This is a genomic window from Streptomyces sp. Ru72 (assembly GCF_002920635.1).
In the GTDB taxonomy this organism is placed as follows: domain Bacteria; phylum Actinomycetota; class Actinomycetes; order Streptomycetales; family Streptomycetaceae; genus Streptomyces.
Window position 1 is genome coordinate 13032 of the sequence record NZ_PQSR01000061.1, and the last position, 19187, is coordinate 32218.

At 72.0% G+C, this 19187-nt stretch carries 16 protein-coding genes and 2 pseudogenes; 6 read left to right on the forward strand and 12 right to left on the reverse strand.

Annotated features, from left to right (window positions below):
- Window positions 1-268 precede the first annotated feature (268 nt).
- The 5 genes from C3488_RS25095 to C3488_RS25115 all read right to left on the reverse strand — a co-directional run bounded on the left by C3488_RS25095 (window position 269) and on the right by C3488_RS25115 (window position 4604).
- Window positions 269-1222 carry an ROK family glucokinase gene (locus C3488_RS25095; RefSeq protein WP_103843049.1) on the reverse strand — a complete coding sequence of 318 codons (954 nt, stop codon included), beginning with the start codon at window positions 1220-1222 and terminating at the stop codon, window positions 269-271.
- 123 nt (window positions 1223-1345) lie between these two features.
- On the reverse strand, window positions 1346-1828 hold the full coding sequence (locus C3488_RS25100; RefSeq protein WP_103843051.1) for a DUF5304 domain-containing protein: 483 nt from the start codon (window positions 1826-1828) through the stop codon (window positions 1346-1348).
- Window positions 1829-1917: 89 nt separating this feature from the next.
- Window positions 1918-3087: an ArsA family ATPase gene (locus C3488_RS25105; protein WP_103843053.1), complete on the reverse strand. Its 1170-nt coding sequence runs from the start codon at window positions 3085-3087 to the stop codon at window positions 1918-1920.
- Window positions 3088-3199: 112 nt separating this feature from the next.
- Window positions 3200-3643 carry an SRPBCC family protein gene (locus tag C3488_RS25110; protein ID WP_103843055.1) on the reverse strand — a complete coding sequence of 148 codons (444 nt, stop codon included), beginning with the start codon at window positions 3641-3643 and terminating at the stop codon, window positions 3200-3202.
- 163 nt (window positions 3644-3806) lie between these two features.
- Window positions 3807-4604, reverse strand: coding sequence for a metallophosphoesterase (locus C3488_RS25115; protein ID WP_103843057.1), 798 nt, complete (start codon window positions 4602-4604; stop codon window positions 3807-3809).
- A gap of 306 nt (window positions 4605-4910) precedes the next feature.
- Here C3488_RS25115 and C3488_RS25120 point away from each other — a divergent pair, with 306 nt between their 5' ends.
- On the forward strand, window positions 4911-6707 hold the full coding sequence (locus C3488_RS25120) for a long-chain fatty acid--CoA ligase (RefSeq protein ID WP_103843059.1): 1797 nt from the start codon (window positions 4911-4913) through the stop codon (window positions 6705-6707).
- 23 nt (window positions 6708-6730) lie between these two features.
- On the opposite strand, the pseudogene C3488_RS25125 reads toward C3488_RS25120, so the two are convergent.
- A pseudogene (locus tag C3488_RS25125) lies at window positions 6731-8219 on the reverse strand (GMC oxidoreductase).
- Between the two features lie 2 nt (window positions 8220-8221).
- Between C3488_RS25125 and C3488_RS25130 the strand changes: the two are divergent.
- A pseudogene (locus tag C3488_RS25130) lies at window positions 8222-8668 on the forward strand (Tn3 family transposase); the annotation flags it as partial.
- Window positions 8669-8735: 67 nt separating this feature from the next.
- On the opposite strand, the gene C3488_RS25135 reads toward C3488_RS25130, so the two are convergent.
- Complete coding sequence (locus tag C3488_RS25135; protein WP_103843061.1) at window positions 8736-9152, reverse strand: helix-turn-helix domain-containing protein; 417 nt, start codon at window positions 9150-9152, stop codon at window positions 8736-8738.
- A gap of 103 nt (window positions 9153-9255) precedes the next feature.
- Between C3488_RS25135 and C3488_RS25140 the strand changes: the two genes are divergently transcribed.
- From C3488_RS25140 to C3488_RS25150, 3 genes are read left to right on the forward strand one after another with little or no spacing between them, the layout of a single operon-like run.
- Window positions 9256-9969 carry a DsbA family protein gene (locus tag C3488_RS25140; RefSeq protein ID WP_103843063.1) on the forward strand — a complete coding sequence of 238 codons (714 nt, stop codon included), beginning with the start codon at window positions 9256-9258 and terminating at the stop codon, window positions 9967-9969.
- A 41-nt stretch (window positions 9970-10010) separates the two neighbouring features.
- Window positions 10011-10655, forward strand: a complete 645-nt coding sequence (locus C3488_RS25145) for an FMN-dependent NADH-azoreductase (protein WP_103843065.1) — start codon at window positions 10011-10013, stop codon at window positions 10653-10655.
- A 19-nt stretch (window positions 10656-10674) separates the two neighbouring features.
- On the forward strand, window positions 10675-11337 hold the full coding sequence (locus C3488_RS25150; protein WP_103843067.1) for an NAD(P)-dependent oxidoreductase: 663 nt from the start codon (window positions 10675-10677) through the stop codon (window positions 11335-11337).
- Between the two features lie 105 nt (window positions 11338-11442).
- Here C3488_RS25150 and C3488_RS25155 read toward each other — a convergent pair whose 3' ends face one another.
- Window positions 11443-12585 (reverse strand): glycosyltransferase family 4 protein, encoded by a 1143-nt coding sequence (locus C3488_RS25155; protein WP_103843069.1) that lies wholly within the window; start codon window positions 12583-12585, stop codon window positions 11443-11445.
- A 147-nt stretch (window positions 12586-12732) separates the two neighbouring features.
- Between C3488_RS25155 and C3488_RS25160 the strand changes: the two genes are divergently transcribed.
- On the forward strand, window positions 12733-13962 hold the full coding sequence (locus C3488_RS25160; RefSeq protein ID WP_103843110.1) for a glycosyltransferase family 87 protein: 1230 nt from the start codon (window positions 12733-12735) through the stop codon (window positions 13960-13962).
- A 42-nt stretch (window positions 13963-14004) separates the two neighbouring features.
- On the opposite strand, the gene C3488_RS25165 is transcribed toward C3488_RS25160, so the two are convergent.
- The 4 genes from C3488_RS25165 to C3488_RS25180 all read right to left on the reverse strand — a co-directional run bounded on the left by C3488_RS25165 (window position 14005) and on the right by C3488_RS25180 (window position 19185).
- A complete protein-coding gene (locus C3488_RS25165) occupies window positions 14005-15201 on the reverse strand; it encodes a hypothetical protein (protein WP_103843071.1) in 1197 nt (398 codons plus the stop codon).
- A 64-nt stretch (window positions 15202-15265) separates the two neighbouring features.
- Window positions 15266-16309 carry an NlpC/P60 family protein gene (locus tag C3488_RS25170; RefSeq protein WP_103843073.1) on the reverse strand — a complete coding sequence of 348 codons (1044 nt, stop codon included), beginning with the start codon at window positions 16307-16309 and terminating at the stop codon, window positions 15266-15268.
- Window positions 16310-16555: 246 nt separating this feature from the next.
- Complete coding sequence (locus tag C3488_RS25175; RefSeq protein WP_103843075.1) at window positions 16556-17596, reverse strand: C40 family peptidase; 1041 nt, start codon at window positions 17594-17596, stop codon at window positions 16556-16558.
- 239 nt (window positions 17597-17835) lie between these two features.
- A complete protein-coding gene (locus tag C3488_RS25180) occupies window positions 17836-19185 on the reverse strand; it encodes an NYN domain-containing protein (RefSeq protein WP_103843077.1) in 1350 nt (449 codons plus the stop codon).
- Window positions 19186-19187 lie beyond the last annotated feature (2 nt).

Here is a 19187-nt window from a genome sequence, read left to right on the forward strand (position 1 = left end):
GCCGGCCGGCACCAGGCACGCCGTTCGCCAGAGACTGCCGTCGGCCCACGCACCGACACGGGGCTCCGCCCCCGACCCCGATGAACCCGCCGCCCCGGGTGCCGCATGGTCGACGCACGCCAGAACGCCGACCGGCACCAGGCAGGTCCGCCAGAGACTGCCCTCGGCCCGCACAACCGACACCGGGAACCCGCCGGCTCCCGCCGGAACGGCTGCGCCCGCCGGGCCCCTGTGGGCGCGGCGGGCGCTTCCGTACGTGGAACGGGCGTCACATGATCGGGTCCGGTTCGCGGGCCAGGTCCGCCGCGCCCACCAGGCCGGCCTTGTTGCCCAGCTGGGCCGCGATCACGTCGGCGACCGGGCGCCAGTTGCCGCCCACCAGCCAGCGCTTGTAGGACTTGCGGATCGGCTCCAGGACCAGTTCGCCCTCGTCGGACAGGCCGCCGCCGACGATGAACGCCGAGGGGTCGAAGAGCGAGGCCAGGTCGGCCAGGCCCGCGCCGGCCCAGCGGGCCAGCTCCCGGTAGGAGTCCACCGCCACCGGGTCGCCCTGGCGCGCGGCCATCGAGATGTGCTTGCCCTCGATGCCGTCCGGGGTGCCGTCGCCCAGTGCCAGCAGCACCTCCGCGTTCTCCGGCGTCGCGTTCGCGCGCTGCTTGGCGTAACGGACCAGCGCGCGGCCCGACGCGTACTGCTCCCAGCAGCCCTGCGAGCCGCAGCCGCACAGCAGCCCGTCCGGGACCATCCGGATGTGGCCGAACTCGGCGGCCACGCCGAAGTGCCCGCGGCGCAGCTTGTTGCCGATGATGATGCCGCCGCCGAGGCCGGTGCCCAGCGTGATGCAGATGACGTTGCGGTGGCCCTTGCCCGCGCCGAACTTGTACTCGCCCCACGCGGCCGCGTTCGCGTCGTTCTCGACGACCACCGGGAGGCCCACGCGGGCCTCGACCTTCTCCTTCAGCGGCTCCTGGCGCCAGTCGATGTTCGGCGCGAAGTAGACCGTCGAGCGCTGACGGTTGACGTAACCGGCAGCACCGATCCCCACGCCGACGATCTCGTGTCCGGCGCGGGCGCCCTCGACGGCAGCGGCGATGGCGTCCACGATGGCCTCGGGCGTGCCCGGAGTCGGCACCTTGTGGGTCGAGAGGATGTTGCCTTCCTCGTCGACCACACCGGCCGCGATCTTCGTGCCGCCGATGTCGACGCCGATGGTGAGTCCCATGAATCCCTCAGTTTCGGTCGAGCCCCGCTACGGCCCACCGTACCCGAGGGGCCGTAAGGGTGTCGGACGGCTCCCTCCCCCGAACCCCGGCCTCTCCGGCCTCTGACGGCTCTCCCTGCCGGCCTAGTCGAGGTCGATGTGCTCGCCGGGGCCTTCGTCCCCGTCCTGTGGGCGGGCGTCCATGTCGCCGGACGGGCGGTTGGTCCAGCGCCGCTCCTGGGCCTCGACCGCCGAGCGGTAGGCCGCGAGCAGCTCCGAGCCGGCCGCCGCGAGGTGGTCGAAGACGTCCGGGTTGCGCTCGATGACCGGCTCCACCGCCGCCTTGGCCTGCTGGACGACCTGGCGGACCATCTGCTGGGCCGTACCGGAGGCCGCCGCACCGAGCAGCGGCGCCTGCAGCCCGGACAGCTTGTCCGCGACGGCGTCGACGAGCTTCTTCAGCTCCTCGGCGGCCGAGCCGGGCGGCGGGCCGTACCGGGCGCGGCGGCGGGCCTTCTCCGCGGCGAGGTCCTCGGCGCATGCTGTCGCCCAGGCGTCGGCGTCGGTCACCCGCACTTCCTCGGCCTCCTCCTGAGCGGCGTCGGAGTAGGGGCGCTCTTCGCTCATGGCGGACTCCTGACTGCGGTTCGTACTATCGACGTTACCCGAACGGGGGTACGTGCTTCATCAGATGAGTCCGGGAGCGCGCACCACCCCTACGGGATGCGCGGCCACAGCTCCGGGTCCGGTGCGAAGCGGATGCGCAGCTCGCCCTCGCGCAGCGCCGCCCCCGCCACGGTGCAGCGGCGCAACGCCGACGGAAGGGGAACGATGCGGCGGAACGGCCCCGCGGTCACCACGATCTCGTCGCCGCGCCGGACGAGGTCCAGTTCCTCCCGTATCGCGCCGGGCAGCGGAATGTGCCACACGAGGACTCCGTCCTCGGCGAGCCGGTCCGTCACGGGCCACTCGGCGGGGGAGGGCGCCGGGTTGACGTCCGGGACCGCGAGTGCGTCGAGGTCGTCGGCGCCACGCGGGTCGTGGCCGAGGTGTGGGACGCCGTGCACGGCGTACGCGCCCTGCCACTCCTGAAAGGTCTTGCGCTGCTGGGCGGCGAGCTGCGCGAGCCAGGCGTCGTGGCCGCTGTCGGGCAGGACTCGGTTCGCGACCAGGATCTCGGGGCGCAGGGTGCGCAGGGCGAGGCCGGTGACGGCGGTACGGACCGCGTCGGCGGCGGCCGGGCCCGGCTCGGCGACCAGCCACACGCTGGTGTCGCGGTCGGCGAGGACCGCCTCGACGGCGGCCAGTTCGACGTCCCAGCGGGCGCTCGTCTCGTACAGCCACTCGGCGGGCATCGGCACGCCCGCGAGCCGGCCGAGGACGGGGCGCAGGGCGCGCGCGGCCTGCCGCTCCGGCGGCAGCAGCCGGCGCAGATAGCGGCGGAGCTCCTCGGGCAGGGCGAGGAGCACGAGCGCCTGGGGAACGGGGGGCAGGTCGACGACGAGGAGGTCGTAGGACTCGGAGAGCGCGGCGTCGCGCAGGGCGCGCAGCAGGGCGAGTTCCTCGGCGCCGGGCAGGGGGGTGACCTCCTCCGCGTCCAGCGGGGCGGCGCCGAGGAGGTCGAGCGCGGTGGCCGCGCGCTCCTGGAAGGACACGAGGCCGTCGCGGAAGCGCGCGGCGGCGTCCGGTCGCCAGGCGGTGAGGCCGGGTGCGGCCTCGACGGGGCGGGCGCCGGTCGGGACGCCGAGTACGGCACCGAGGGTGTCGGCGCGGTCGGCGCTGAGCACGAGGGTGCGGCTGCCCCGGCGGGCGGCGTTCAGCGCGGTGGCCGCGGCGACGGTGGTCCGGCCGGAGCCGCCGGGGCCGGTGATCAGGATGGTGCGCATGACGGTGAACGGTAACGGAGAGGTACCGCCGCGACGCGACGGCACCCGGCGCGCGCCGTGGCCGTCACCTGTCCCCCGGCCGCACGGCGCATCTCCCGCGGCTCGAGGGCCGTTACTTCTCCCCCGACTCCACCCGCTTCTTCAGCCCGGCCAGCGCGCGGTCGATGATGACCTTCTCCGCCTTGCGCTTGATCATGCCGAGCATCGGGATCTTGACGTCGACGGTCAGCCGGTAGGTCACCTCGGTGGCGCCCGCACCGGCCGGCTTGAGCAGGTACGAGCCGTCCAGGGAGCGCAGCATCTGCGACTTGACGAGGGTCCAGGAGACCTCGGTGTCGCCCGTCCAGGTGTACGCGAGCGTCTGGTCGTCCTTGATGGCACCCGCGTCCATGACGAGGCGCACCTGCTCGGCGCGGCCCTGCTCGTCGGTGGAGAGGACCTCCGCCTCCTTCACCTCGCCCGTCCAGTCCGGGTAGCGCGCGAAGTCGGCGATCACCCGCATGACGTCGGCCGGGGCCGCCTCGATCGTGATGCTCGAGCTGGTGTGTTCCGCCATCGCCGTGGCTCCTCCAGATGCGGTCCGGTGAGGGAGGGTGGTGCGCCGTGCGCACGTGTGTGCAGCGTGAAGGCTACCGCGCACGCGCGGCGCCGCTACCACCCCACCGGGGCTCGGGCCGGCGGGGCCGTCCCCGAGCCGGGGCGCCGCCCCCGCGGCCCGCTCACCACTCCAGTACCCAGGGCTTCCCGCTCCCTGCGAAGTGCCCCACGTTCACGCACTCCGTCGCCCCGATCCGCATCCGGCGCACCAGCGGCTGGTGGACGTGGCCGAACAGGGAGTACCGCGGCCGGGTACGGCGGATGGCGTCGAGCAGGGCCCGGCTGCCGCGCTCGAAGCGGCGCGCCACCGTGTCGTAGACCAGCTCCGGGACCTCCGGCGGGATGTGGGTGCACAGCACGTCCACCTCCCCCACCGCCTCGATCTTGGCCGCGTACTCCTCGTCGCTGATCTCGTACGGGGTCCGCATGGGGCTACGCAGGCCGCCGCCGACGAAGCCGAAGGTCCAGCCGCCGATCTCCACGCGTTCGCCGTCCAGCACCCGGGTGCCCTCGCCGGCGTACTCGGGCCACAGGGACGGCATGTCGACATTGCCGTAGGTGGCGTACGTCGGGGTGGGGAACGCGGCGAAGAGCTCGGCGTACTGCCGGCGCACCGCCTTCTCGATCGCGGCGGCTCGGTCCATGCCCACCCCCGCCCACAGCTCGGCGCCGAACGCGCGCGCCTCCTCGTAGCGGCGGGCGGTGCGCAGTGCAACCAGCCGGTCGGCGTTCTCCCTGCCGAACAGGTCGGCGAATATCCCGCGCGAGTGGTCGGCGTAGTCGAGGAAGAGGATCAGGTCACCCAGACAGATCAAGGCGTCCGCACCCTCGCCGGCTTGGGCCAGGTCGCGCACGTTGCCGTGCACGTCGCTGACCACGTGGACACGTGTCCTGGTGTTACCGCCCGATGTGGGTGCCATGACGATCAAGCGTAAGGCTGTGGGGCAAACGTGAACAGTAGCGGTGGGACCTGCGGTTACTGGCTGGTAAGTCAAGGGGTGGACTACTGTGCGTCGAGGAACGCCAACACGTGTGACGCACGGAACATCTCGCCGGGACCCCCTGTCGGAGAAGCCATACCGGCGGGTAACGTCCGGGCAGTCCAGTCGTGCTCAGGGTTTCAACCACTGAATCCCGGAGGAATCCTGAGCACCTGACCGAGCCTTGGACCGCACCGTCGCACCACACAGAGTCGTGGCGTCGGCGCCCTGTGAGGAGCAGCAGTCTTGCGCGAGTTCAGCCTTCCGGCTTTGTACGAGGTCCCTGCGGACGGCAACCTGACCGACATCGTCCGCAGAAACGCCGCGCAGCATCCGGACGTCGCCGTCATCGCCCGCAAGGTGGCGGGCGCCTGGCAGGACGTCACCGCCGCCGCCTTCCTCGCCGAGGTGCAGGCCGCGGCGAAGGGGCTGATCGCCTCCGGAGTGCAGCCGGGCGACCGGGTGGGCCTGATGTCGCGGACCCGCTACGAGTGGACGCTGCTGGACTTCGCGATCTGGAGCGCGGGCGGGGTCACCGTGCCGGTGTACGAGACCAGCTCGCCGGAGCAGGTGCAGTGGATCCTCAGCGACTCGGGCGCGACCGCCTGCATCGTGGAGCAGGACGCGCACGCCGCGGCCGTCGAGTCGGTGCGCGAGAAGCTGCCCGCGCTCAAGCACGTCTGGCAGATCGAGGCCGGGGCCGTGGAGGAGCTGGGCCGCGTCGGCCGGGACGTCAGCGACACGGCGGTCGAGGAGCGCAGCTCCCTCGCCAAGGCCGACGATCCGGCGACGATCGTCTACACCAGCGGCACCACCGGGCGCCCCAAGGGCTGTGTGCTGACCCACCGCAACTTCTTCGCCGAGTGCGGGAACGTCGTGGAGCGGCTGCGCCCCTTGTTCCGCACCGGAGAGTGCTCGGTCCTGCTCTTCCTGCCGCTCGCGCACGTCTTCGGGCGTCTGGTGCAGATCGCGCCGATGATGGCGCCGATCAAGCTGGGCTGTGTCCCGGACATCAAGAACCTCACCGACGAACTGGCCGCGTTCCGGCCCACGTTGGTCCTCGGTGTGCCGCGCGTGTTCGAGAAGGTCTACAACTCGGCGCGCGCCAAGGCACAGGCGGACGGCAAGCAGAAGATCTTCGACAAGGCGGCGGACACGGCGATCTCCTACAGCAAGGCGCTGGACTCGCCGTCCGGCCCGTCCCTCGGTCTGAAGATCAAGCACAAGGCGTTCGACAAGCTCGTCTACAGCAAGCTGCGCGCGGTGCTGGGCGGCCGCGGCGAGTACGCCATCTCGGGCGGCGCCCCGCTGGGCGAGCGCCTGGGCCACTTCTTCCGCGGCATCGGCTTCACGGTCCTGGAGGGCTACGGCCTGACCGAGTCCTGTGCGGCGACCGCGTTCAACCCCTGGGACCGGCAGAAGATCGGTACGGTCGGCCAGCCGCTGCCGGGTTCCGTGATCCGTATCGCGGACGACGGCGAGGTGCTGCTGCACGGCGAGCACCTGTTCAAGGGTTACTGGAACAACGAGGCCGCGACCGCGGAGGCGCTGGCCGACGGCTGGTTCCACACCGGTGACATCGGCACCCTCGACGAGGACGGCTACCTCAGGATCACCGGCCGCAAGAAGGAGCTCATCGTCACCGCGGGCGGCAAGAACGTGGCCCCGGCGGTGATCGAGGACCGCATCCGGGCACACGCCCTGGTCGCGGAGTGCATGGTGGTGGGCGACGGGCGGCCGTTCGTGGGCGCGCTGATCACGATCGACGAGGAGTTCCTCGCCCGCTGGACGGCCGAGCACGGCAAGCCGGCCGGCTCCACCGCGGCGTCGCTGTGCGACGACCCGGATCTGCTCGCCGCGATCCAGGACGCGGTCGACGACGGCAACGCCGCGGTGTCGAAGGCGGAATCGGTGCGGAAGTTCCGCATTCTGCCCTCCCAGTTCACCGAGGAGTCGGGCCACCTCACGCCGTCCCTGAAGCTCAAGCGGAACGTGGTGGCGAAGGACTACGCGGAGGAGATCGAGGCCCTCTACCGGAAGTAGTCGGCCCCCTCTCACTGCTCACGTCATGGCGCGGTGTCCTCGGCGAGGACCCGCGCCATGGTGCGTTCCGCGAGCGCGGTGATGGTGAGGAACGGGTTGACGCCCAGGTTGCCGGGCACCAGGGAGCCGTCGGTGACGTACAGCCTCGAGTAGCCCTTCACCCGGCCGTGGTCGTCGGTCGCCCTGCCCAGCACACAGCCGCCGAGCGGGTGGTACGTGAAGTCGTCGGCGAAGACCTTGCTGCCGGCGCCGAAGAGGTCGTACCGCTAGATGGTCGAGTTGGCGGTGTTGATCCGGTCGAAGAGCTTCTTGGCCATGCTCACGGAGACGGCGCTCTGGGCGGCGTTCCAGCCGAGTTCCACGCCGTCGGTCGAGGGGTCGTACGTGAACGAGGCACGCTGAGGGTTCTTGGTGATCGCCAGATAGAGGCTGACCCAGTGCTCAAGTCCCGTCGGCAGTGGGGCGATCTCGGCGAAGACGGGATTGTCGGCGTTGGCCCAGTCGTCGATGCCCAGCATGGGAATGGTGGACTCGTCGGCACCGACCGTGTCCCAGACGTGGTTGGCGCGGCCGAGCATCACGTTGCCGTTGGTGCCCCAGCCGGTGCCGACGCTCGCGTCGAAGCGCGGGCAGGGTGCCCGTCTCCCGTGCGCGCAGAAGGAGTTCCGTGGTGCCGACGCTGCCGGCCGCGAGGAAGAGGTACGTGCACCCGTACTGCTTGGTCTCGACGACCGCGCCGGTCACGTCGATCCGGTCGGCTGTCAGTACGTAGGTGCCGTCGGCGGCTCTCCGGACCTCCCTGACCCGCTCCAGGGTGTTGATGGTCACGTTGCCGGTGCCGAGTGCGGAGGCGAGGTACGTCTTGTCGAGGCTGCGCTTGCCGTGGTTGTTGCCGTAGATGACCTCGCCGGAGAGCGCGGACCTGGTGGCGGTGCCGTCCGCCTCGCGCCGCATGTGGGCGAAGTCGTAGACGTTGGGCACGAAGGTGGTCCTCAGCCCGGCGTTCGCGGCGGCCTTACGGGAGGTGCGGGCGAAGCGGTACCACTCGGTCGACTCGAACCAGGCGGGGTCGATCGTGTTGACGCCGAGCACGGCGCGGGCACGCGGGAAGAACGTGCCGTACATCTCGGTGGCGTCGACGGTGGGGAACTGCTCGCTGAAGTACGAGCGGACGGGTGTGACCGCCATGCCTCCGTTGACGAGGGAGCCGCCGCCGACACCGCGGCCCACGTACACGGACATGGCGTCGAAGTGCACGCGGTCGAGGACGCCGGGGTAGGGGCTGATGTCCCGGTTGACGACGTCCAGCCAGAGGAAGGTGGCGAGCGGGGCCTCGGTGCGAGTGCGGAACCACATGGACCTGCGGTCCGGGGCACGGGTGGAGCAGAACACCGTGCCGTCGGGGCCGGGGGTGTTCCACAGGCGGCCCATCTCCAGGACGAGGGTGCGGATGCCGGCCTGGCCGAGGCGGAGGGCGGCTACGGCGCCGCCGTAGCCGGAGCCGACGACTATCGCGAGGCGGCCGGCCCCTGCACCTGCTGCGGGTGGTCGACCCGGTCGACGACACCTACCGCCGCCAGATGAACCGGCAGCTCACCGTGCAGGAGTCCCGCCACAAACTCGCCCGGGACATCTGCCACGGCAAACGCGGGCAGATCATGCAGGCGTACCGCGAGGGCCAGGAGGACCAGCTCGGCGCGCTCGGCCTGGTCCTCAACGCCGCCGTGCTGTGGACGACCCGTTACCTGGACGCTGCCGTCGAGCACCTGCGGGGCCTGCCTGCGCACGAGAGGGAGCACGCCGTCCTGGATGAGGACGTGGCCCGCATCTCCCCGCTCAAGCACGCCGACCTCAACTGCCTGGGGCGCTATAGCTTCGCCGCCCGCCTGCCGAGGGAGGGACTGCGGCCTCTGCGCGACCCGGCAACTGTCGACCTCGACGGGGACGACGACTCGGTGTAGCAGCGGGACCGAATAGCTCGCTCGCCCTTTCCGGCCGCCACCCCCGGATGCCGGTGGGCGCCGCGGCTCAGGAACGGGAGGAGGGGAGGGCGGTGCCGGCCTGGGCGCGGTTGGCGCGGATCTCGTCGTGGTGGTCGGTGGCCCAGCCGATCAGCTGCATGACGATCTCGTGCAGGCCGCGGCCGAGCGGGGCGAGCGCGTACTCCACGCGCGGCGGCACCTCGGCGTAGGCGGTGCGCGTGATCAGGCCGTCGTCCTGGAGCTGGCGCAGCGTGTGGGTGAGCATGCGCTGGGAGATGCCGGGGATCTGGCGCTGGAGGTCGGTGTAGCGCAGTGGGCCGTCCTGGAGGACGGCGATGATCAGCATGCTCCACTTGTCGCCGACCCGGTCCAGGACCTGCCGGATGAAGGCCATGTGGTCGGCGGGGATGCTCGCGCACGGCCCCGCCGCGGCCGCCATCTCCATACCTGCGCTGTCCTGCATGGCGCCCATTCCTCTCTGTCGCGCACACCGATGTGCCTTTTGTACCGCCTTCCATACTGGCGCATCATGGCGTTACGAACAAAAGAGAGGAATTGGCAGGGCTATGAAGGTAGAGATCTGGGCCGAGGTCACCTGCCCCTGGTGCGGGCTTGGCAGCCACCGTGTGGACCGGGCCGTGGAGCGGTTCGAGCACAGCGACCAGGTGGACGTGGTCCACCGCTCCTTCCCACTGGCTGGCGGCTTTCCCACCGACCGCACGGTCAGCGTCCGCGAGGCCCTGCTGAGCAAGCACGGCATCAGCGGCACGCAGGCCAAGGCTGCGACCCGGCAGATCGAGACGCTCGCCGGCGCCGAGGGCCTGAGCCCCTACCGGGTGCTGGACAACGTCGTCGGCAACACCGAGCTGGCCCACGAGTTCCTGGCCCACGCCTCCGCCGAGGGCAAGAACCGCGAAGCCTGGGACACGATCTTCCGGACCTACTTCGGCAAGGCCGAGCCCGTCTTCGCCCTGGAGGACCTGCTCCACCTCTCCGACGAGCTGGGCCTCGACCGCGACCTGACGCGCCAGGTCCTCACCGACCGCCGCTACCGCACCCAGGTGAAGGACGACGCCCGCCGCGCTCAGGGCTTGGGCGCCACCGGCGCTCCGTTCATCGTCGTCGACGGCCGCTACGGCGTCCCCGGCGCGCAGGACAGCGACACCCTGCTCGACCTGCTGCAAACGGCCTGGGACGAAACCCACCCCATCATCCTCACCCCCGTGGGCGACGCCCCGGGCTGCGGCCCCGACGGCTGCGCCGTCCCCGCCCGTCCCTGACCCCTCACCATTCCCCCGTCTCGTTGAAAGGCACCACCACCATGTCGTACCTCCTGCACATCGACTCCTCCTCGCTCGGCGAAGCCTCCGTCTCCCGCCAGGTCGCCCAGTCCTTCCGCGACCAGTGGCAGGGCCCGGTCGTCCACCGCGACCTCGCCGTCTCGCCGGTGCCCCACCTGAGCGCCGCGGGCATCACGGCCCGCATCACCGACCCGGCCCAGCACACCCCCGAGCAGGCGAAGGCGGCCGCGGTCCAGGACGAGCTGATCGCGGAGTTCCTCGGCGCCGACGCCTACCTGTTCACGGTGCCGATGTACAACCTGTCGATGCCCTCGGTGTTCAAGGCGTGGCTGGACCAGATCATCGTCACGGACCGCACCCTGAGCCACACCGGCACTTCCCCGGTGGCGGGCCGACCGGCCGTGCTGATCTCCGCCCGTGGCGGCGGCTACGGCCCCGGCACCCCCAAGGAGGGCCTCGACTACGTGGTGCCCGCCCTCGAAGCCGTTCTGGGCCGCGACGACCTCCTCGGCCTGGACGTCACCACCGTGATACCCGAGCTGACCATGGCCCCCATCGCCCCGGCCCTCGCCCCGCTCCTTCCCCTGCACGAAGCATCCATGGCCGCCGCCCACGACCAGGCCCGCCGCCTCGCCACGGCCATCGGCGCACCGCGTGCCGCCTGACTCCCTCTAGGTGATCCCCATGACTGACCTGCTTGTCCTTGGCGGCAGCGGCCGCACCGGAATCCACGTACTCCGGGAGGCCGCCGCCCGCAGCCACCGCGTCCGCGCCCTGGTGCGCAACCCCGACGCGGTCCCGGCCCCGGCCGGCATCGAACTCGTCCAGGGCACGCCCGCGAACATCGACCACCTCCGCAAGGCCGCCCAGGGCACCGAGGCCGTGATCAGCGTGCTGAACAACGCCCGCGCCTCGGACAACCCCTGGGCCAAGCCCGTCAGCCCGCCCGCCTTCATGACCACCGCCGCCCGCGACACCCTGACCGTGATGGACGAGCAGGACGTCCATCGGATCGTCCTGGCCTCCACGCAGGGCGCAGGCGACGACTGGGCCCACCTCAACCCGATGATGAAGGCGTTCATCAAGGCGTCCAACCTCAAGGCCGGCTTCGCCGACCACGACGGAGTCGACCAGGCCGTCCGCACCTCGCACGCCGACTGGACCCTGGCCCGCGCCGTCGCCCTCAGCGACAAACCGGCCAGCGGCCAGGTGAAGGCCGCCGAACGCGGCACCGGCAAGCCGGCCATGCGCATCAGCCGCGCCGACTTCGCCGGCTTCCTGATCGACGCCGTGGAGAAGGGCGCCTGGATCCGCCAAGCCCCACTGGTGTGGAACACCCGGGACTGACAGGCGGACCCTTCGGCGGTGTGGACTGCGCATGCAATCCGCACCGCCGATCCATGCGAAGAATTATCGATACAGCCCCGCGCCCCTATCGCGGCGCAACCACCCTCAAAGAAGTTCCCGGAGCCTCTCCGCCAGCAGGTCCCAGCGCCACTTCTCCTCCACCCACCGCCTGCCCCGCTCCCCCATGCTGCGGCGCAACTCCGGGTCTCCCAGGAGGGTGATGACGCGGTCCGCCGTCTCCTCCTCCGAGCCGCCCCGCACCACCCATCCCGTCTCGCCGTCGAGGACCGCGTCCGGGGCGCCCCCCGAGTCGCCGGCCACCACCGGGAGGCCGGTCGCCGAGGCCTCCAGGTAGACGATGCCGAGGCCCTCCACGTCCAGGCCGCCCCTGCGGGTACGGCACGGCATCGCGAAGACGTCGCCCGCCCCGTAGTGCGCGGGCAGCTGGGACCAGGGCACGGCGCCGGTGAAGCGGACCGCGTCGACGACCCCGGTGTCGTGGGCGAGCCTGCGCAGGTCGCTCTCGTAGGGCCCGCCCCCGACGATCAGCAGGACCGTCTCCGGCTCCTTGGCGAGGATGCGCGGCAGCGCCCGGATCAGGGTGTCCTGGCCCTTGCGCGGGACCAGGCGGGAGACGCAGACCACCACCGGGCGGTCCGTGAGCCCCAGGCGGGCACGGACCTCGTCGCCGCCCGAGCCGGGGTGGAAGGTCTTCTCGTCGACGCCCGGCGGCAGCTGCACCATCCGCCCGGCCGCCTCAGGGGTCAGCGCGGTGGCGATGCGGGAGCGGGTGTACTCGCCGAGGTAGGTGATCGTGTCCGTGGACTCACCGATGCGACGCAACAGGGTACGTGCGGCGGGCAGTTGGGCCCAGCCCGCCTCGTGGCCGTGCGTGGTGGCGACCAGCCGCCGGGCACCGGCGCGCCGCAGCGCCGGGGCCATCAGGCCGAGCGGCGCCGCCGCCCCGAACCACACCGAGGTGCAGCCGTGCTCCCGCAGCAGCCCCACGGCCCTCCGGGTCGCGGCCGGCGTCGGAAGCAGCATCGTCGTCCGGTCCCGTACGACGGTGAAGGGCTGCTCGGCGTCGAAGGCCGCCGTCGCCTCGGCGCCCTCCCGGCCCCGCTTCCAGGTGGAGGCGTAGACGACCAGCCGGTCGGGGTCCAGGCGGAGCGCCATGTTGTGCAGGAACGCCTGGATGCCGCCGGGGCGCGGCGGAAAGTCGTTGGTCACGATGAGGGTCTTGTGCATCGTCGTCGACAGTACCGAACCGGTCGTGCGACCGTACTCACAGCGCCGTACGGCCGCGTTTGCCGCCCCCCGCCCGGCTCGACGCGAGATCATGGCCCCTCGGCGACAGCGATACCGGACGCGTGAGGACGGGGACTGAAGGTGTACATGGCGGGCGCACGGCGCATTCCGGTCTGGCTGCTGCTCGCCACCTGGCTGATGACGAGAGTCGTCCTGCTGCTCTTCGTCCTCAAGGTGTGGGTCTTCCCCGGGCCGGACGTCACCAGCGACGTCTCGGTGATCTACCAGGGCTGGTACGAGACCCTGCGCACCGGCAGGTTCCCCCAGGACGACGTCACCTGGCAGTACCCGCCCGCCGCGGCGCTCGCGATCCTGTCCCCCGCGCTGCTGCCCTTCCTCCAGTACGCGCAGGCGTTCTTCGTGCTCGCCTGCGTCGCCGACCTGGCGGGTTTCGGCCTTCTGCTGTACGCGGGCCTCAGGCGCGGCAAGTCCCTGCGCGGCGCCTGGGTGTGGGTGGTCGGGGTTCCGCTGCTCGGCCCGACGGTGTACGCCCGCTACGACCTGATGGTGACGGCCGTGGCGGTCGGCGCGCTGCTGGCCGGGATGCGCCGCCCGCGGCTGATGGGAGCGCTCGCGGCGTTCGGCGCGCTGCTGAAGGTGTGGCCGGCGCTGCTGCTGGTGGGCGCCGGGAGGCGCCGGGCCTGGGTCTCGGCCGCGGCGACGGCGGGCGCTCTCGCCCTGCTGTTCGCCCTGGCGATGCCCGGCGCCTTCTCCTTCCTGACCGCCCAGCGCGACCGCGGCACCGAGGTGGAGTCGCTGGGCTCGCTGGTGTTCCATGTGGCCCGGCACCACGGCTGGGAGGGCCGGGTGATGCTCAACTACGGCTCGGTGGAGTTCCTCGGCCCCTATGTCGACTGGGTCAGCGCGGCTGCCCTCTTCCTGACCGTGATCGCGTTCGGCTGGCTGCTGCTGTGGCGGGTGAGCGTGCGACACCTGCCGCCCCACGCGCTCGCGGACGCGGCCTTCGTGGCGGTGCTGCTCTTCACGCTCACCAGCCGGGTGATCAGCCCGCAGTACATGGTGTGGCTGGTCGGGCTCGCGGCCGTCTGCCTGTGCTTCCCCGGCAGCCGGATGCTCCTGCCGGCCGGGCTGGTCCTGGCCGCCTGCCTCGCCACGGTGCTGGAGTTCCCGGTGTACTTCGCGAACGTCGTGGCGAGCGACCGGCTGGGCGTCACCCTCCTCGCCACGCGCAACGGCCTGCTGCTGCTCGCCGCACTGACCGCGGCCCGGGCGCTGTGGCGCACCACGGTCTCCCACCCGACCGCGACGGTGCCACCTCAGACCGCCCGCACCGAGGAGACGCTGACGCGCTCCTGAGCGACGTCTCCCGCTCGATGCCGGACCGAACAGGCGGCGGCCTCAGCGGAGTCGGGACCTCAGATACGCCCGCCACTGCTGCGTGAACCTCTCCGGGGTCGTGCCCAGCACCCTTGCGAGGGCCGTCTCGACCGACCCCTCACGCCTCCCGTGGTCGCCGACCGCCCGGTAGAAGTCGTTCAGCCTGGCCTCGCCCCAGCGGTCGGCGATCATCCGGCAGGCCATCCAGCCGCTTTCGTAGGCCTGCGCCAGTTTGTCCGCGTCCCCGGAGAAGGCGAAGTCGGAGTCCCGCGGCAGCGCGGAGGGGGCGGTGCCGAACCCGACGGCGTGCTGGAGTTCGGGTGCCACCTGGGCGGGGGTCCGGCCGGTGCGGCGGTAGCCGACCCAGTCGGCGTACCCCTCGGAGAGCCACAGGGGTGTGGCCGCCGTGGTGTGGCGACGGGTGGCGACATGGGTGGTCTCGTGGGTGAGGACGACCTGTTTGCCGAGGTCGCCGAGGACGGCGTAGGCGTCCGGGTTGACGGTGATCCGGTCCGCGGGCGCCGTCCCGCTGCCGCTCACCTCACCGGTGGTGACCGCGGCTATCCCCCGGTACCCGGACGCCGGTGCGCCGAGCAGCGCCGCCATGCCCTCCAGCGACTTCGGTACGAGCACCACGACCCGGCCCGGCCAGCCGGTCCCCCACGCATCGGTGACGGCGGGCACCGCCCGGTCCGCGAGGCGCGCGTACTCCCGCAGCGTCTCCCGTGGTTGCCCTACGCCGAGGACGAGGCTGTGCGCGCCGCGAACCGCCTCGACGGCACCCTGGTCCCACAGTTGCCAAGCGGCCTTGGGCGCGGGCTCGTCGGAGCTGACGTACCAGCGTCCGCCGGTGCGGGTCAGCCGCAGTGACCGGGCGGCGGTGACCGGCGCACGGTCGTACCCCCTGACGCGGTAGCGCAGTTCGGCGTCGGCGGTGGCCCGGTCACCGGTCAGGTGAACCGCGGTGAGCCGGTACGACCAGGCGGCCAGCGGAACGGCGCGCAGGTTGTCGAACCCGGCGGCGCCTGCGGTGCGGGTCTGGGTCGCGAGGAACGCGGAGCGGTCACCGTCCAGGACCGCCGCCGCCCGCCGGTCGAGCACCTGGCGCACGGCGGCCGTCCCGTTCCCGGCGGGGACGGCGCCGCCGCAGCCGACGAGCCCGGCCAGCAGCAGGAGGCAGCACACCACGATCCCCGACGCGCGCCCACGATCAGCCACCGTCCGATCGTACGCGGCGCTCGCCCGCCACTCGCGCGCCGGTTCCGGCCGCTGACCGGTGCCTTCAGGGTCTGGTGACCGAGGCGATCGGCATCATGCCCACCGGGTCGTAGCGCACCGCCGCCCCCGGGTGGGGTGCGTGGATGACCTGGCCGTTGCCGACGTACATCGCCACATGGCTGGCGTCGGAGCGGTAGACCACCAGGTCTCCGGGCTGGGCCTGGGACAGCGGCACCTGGCGGCCGGCGTACCGCTGCTCCTGCGAGGTGCGCGGCAGCCCGACGCCCGCCCGGGCGTACGCCCACTGCATGAGGCCCGAACAGTCGAAGCCGCCCGGTCCGTTGGCGCCCCACACGTACGGGCGGCCGAGCGCCGAGCGGGCGGCGGCGACGGCGGCCGCCGCGCGGGAGTCGGGCGCCGCGGCCGGGGTGAGGCCTGGCAGCTCGCCTCCGGAGCGGGAGGCCCGCTGGTATGCGGTGCGCTCCTCGGCCGGCAGGGAGTTCAGCAGCCGCTGTGCCGCGAGGAGCTTCCGCTCCACGGCCTTCTTGTGCTGCGCGACCGCCTCGCGGCTCTTCTCCAACTGGGCGAGCTCACCGGCCACCACCGCGCGCTCCCTGTCCAGCCGGCGCAGCGCTCCCTGGAGTTCCTTGAGCTGCCCGGCCTGGCGGGCGCCGATCCGGTCCAGCACGGCCGCCTTGTCGAGGTACTCGCCGGGGTTGTCCGACAGCAGCAGCGCGAGGGAGGAGGCGAGTCCGCCGGAGCGGTACTCGGCCCCGGCGAGCGCGCCGAGCGCGTCCCGCATGGTGTTGACGCGGTCCTGCTGCCGGGCGACGCGGTCCTGTGCCCGGCCGACGTCCCGGCGCAGCGCGTCGGCGCGTTCCCCGGCCTTGTTGTAGGCCTCGGTGGCCTGCTCCGCCTCCCGGTACAGCCGGTCCACCGTGGCCCGGGTGTCGCGTGGCGCGGCGTTCGCCGGTACGGCGCCCAGTGTCGCCGCGGCCGCCGCTGCGGCGGACAGTACGGCGGCTGCCCTCTTCAGGGCTCGGTTGGACTCCGCGGCGCTGGCGCCCTGGCGCATGCCGGACGGTGCAAGGCGGCGATGGGACCCCACGACCGGTCGCTCTCCTTCCGCTGACAAACCACCCGCCGGGCGGCGGGGGAAACGCGGCAGACAGTAGCGGGGTGATCACCGCCGGTCCAAAGACCTCGAGAGGCCGACAGAGCGACGCCCCGCCGCTGACGCAGGTCATCGGCGGGGCGTGGAGTCAGCGGCAGTCGCTGCAATTCGCTCGTTCGGGCGGTGTGGTGTCGTGCGGTTCGAGGAACCGGGTAACCGGGCCGGACTCGGAACCGGGAATCAGACCCGGACGCCGAACATGAACGGTCCGCCGATCGTGGACATCGACTCGTAGCGGACGACGGTGCCGGTGCGCGGGGCGTGCAGGACCTGGCCGTTGCCCGCGTAGAGGGCCACGTGGTGGAGGTCGTTGAAGAAGAACACCAGGTCGCCGACCTTGAGGTCGTTGACCGAGTAGATGCGGGTGCCTATGTTCGCCTGCTCCTGCGAGGTGCGCGGGATGGAGACGCCGGCCTGCGCGTACGCCCAGGAGGTCAGGCCCGAGCAGTCGTAGGCGTTGGGGCCCGTGGCGCCGTAGACGTACGGCTTGCCGACCTGGGTCTGGGCGGCGGAGAAGGCGGCACCGGCCCGGCCGGAACCGACGCCGACGGAGACGCTGAGGGCGGTGCGCTCGCTGGCCCGGCTGGCGCGGTTCTGGTCGTCCTGGAGGGCCGCCCGCTGCTGGGCGGTGAGGCTGTTGAGGAGCTTCTGCGCCGCGGCGAGCTTGCCCTGGACCTCCTGCTTCTTCTTGCCCAGTTCGGCGCGGGTGGCGGCGAGGTCCTTGAGCTTGTCGGTGGCTTCCTGGCGCTCCTGGGCCAGCTCGCGCTGCTTCTCCTGGATCTTCTTCAGCGCCTCGACCTGCTGGCTGCTCAACTGGTCCAGCGTGGACGCCTTGTCGAGGTAGTCGTCCGGGTTCGAGGAGAGGAAGAGCTGGAGGGAGGGGTCGATGCTGCCGGTGCGGTACTGGGCGCTGGCCATGGTGCCGATGCCGTCGCGCAGCTTGTTGAGCTCGTCCTGGCCCCGGGCGACCTTGTCCTGGAGGGTGGATATCTCCTTCTGGAGCTGCTCCTGCTTCTCCTTGGCCCCGTTGTACTGCTCGGTGGCCTTCTCCGCGTCCTCGTAGAGCTTGTCGACCTTGGACTTGACCTCGTCCAGACTCGGCTTCGCACTGGGCGCCGCGTTGGCGGCGTTCGCGCTGAACGCGACAGCGGCGGCGGCCGCGGTGGTCAGCACGGTCACACGTGCACGGCTCGGCTGCTTGGGTCGACGGTGGGACGCCACGGAAGCAGGCTCCTTCTTCTGAGTGATCACCCGCTCGGAGGTTCGAAGCCAGACCCTAGTGACCTCATCGTGATGAATTCAAATCCTCACAGCAAAAAATCCTGTCACGCAAGGCATTCTTTGCACATGAGGCACAGGAAGTGAGGCGGCCCTGACGCTACGTTGCGCGACGGTTCCGTCAATTCGGGCATCGAGCCTGTACGTTACGGTTCGTGGCGTAGGTGACCTCAGGCCCGATTTCAGCCGCGCGAGAGACGCTTCAGCAGCACCGCCGAAGCAACCGGGCGCGCTCCCGCCCTCGCGACCCCGTCGGCCACCTCGCGGTCCGTGGAGGCGACGATGACGGGTCGGCCCGGCGGCTCGGCCCGCACCAGCTGGCGGATCAACTCGTCTGCGGTGACGCCCGGTTTGGAGAACAGCACCCGCACCCCGCGCGGCGGCGCGAGCAGCACCGGTGCGGCCAGTTCGGCCCCGTCGAACACACAGGTGACCTCGGCGCCGGTCTGCGCGGCGAGTTGGGAGAGCTGACCGAGGAGCCTCAGGCGCTGCTTCTCCAGCGGCATCTGCGGATAGCCGGTCTTGGTGACGTTGTAGCCGTCGACGACCAGGTGCACCTGGGGCAGTGCCAGCAACTGGTCGAGGATCGCGGGATCGTTCTCCGACAGCGCACGGGCGGCGATGTCCTTCGGAGTCATTCGTCCCGGTTCGACCGCGTCCACGGTCTCCGCCGGCCGCACGGAGACCGGTGGCAGCGCCAGTTCACGGCGCAGCCCCTGGGCCGCGTCGAGCAGGGTGTCGAGCAACAGCCGTACCCGCATGTCCTCGACGCTGCGCCCCTCGCGCGCCGCCCTGCGGGTGGCCTCCAGGGCGGCCTCCGCCTCGCCGAGGCGAGCCTTGAGCCGCCGGGTCTCGCTCTCGGCGGCGGAGAGCTGGGCCTGCCCTTCGGCGCGCACCGCCTCCATCTCGCCCTGGGCCTTGCGCAGGGCGGCCTCGCCGCGCCTGACGTCACTGAGGGCGGCGCGCAGTTTGCGGTGGAGGGAGTCGGCCTCCTTGCGGGCGGCGTCCAGCTCCGCCCGCAGCCGCTCGGTCTCGGCGCGGGTGTGCTCGCGCGCCGCCGCCAGCTCCGCGCGCAGCCGCTCCAGCTCGGCCCGGCTCTCCTCGTCGGCGCGCTCGGCGTCGACGCGCTGCGCCTCCTCGCCGGCGGCGGTCACCAGCTTCACCCAGCCCGCCGGGCGCAGTACATAGGCCGCGGCCGCCACGTCGAGCGGGTCCGCGGCCGGGGGCGGCGAGCCGGAGTCCAGGGCGCCGGCGAGCTCCGGCTGGGCCTCTCTGAGCTTCTCGGCGATGCGCTGCCGGAACAGTGCGTCCGTCTCCACGGCCGCCGCCATGGCGTTGCCGGCGAACTTGGCCCGGCGGGTCGGGGTGAACCGGGCGTACTGCCGCAGCTGTGCGGGCAGTTCGGCGAGGGTCAGCCCGCCGAAGCCGTCGGACACGATCTGCACGACCCGGCGGCGCACGCCGTCGGGCAGCGGACGGTCGAGCACCTCAGCGGTGCCGTCGACCGGCTCCCCGCCTGTGGTCTCAGCCATCC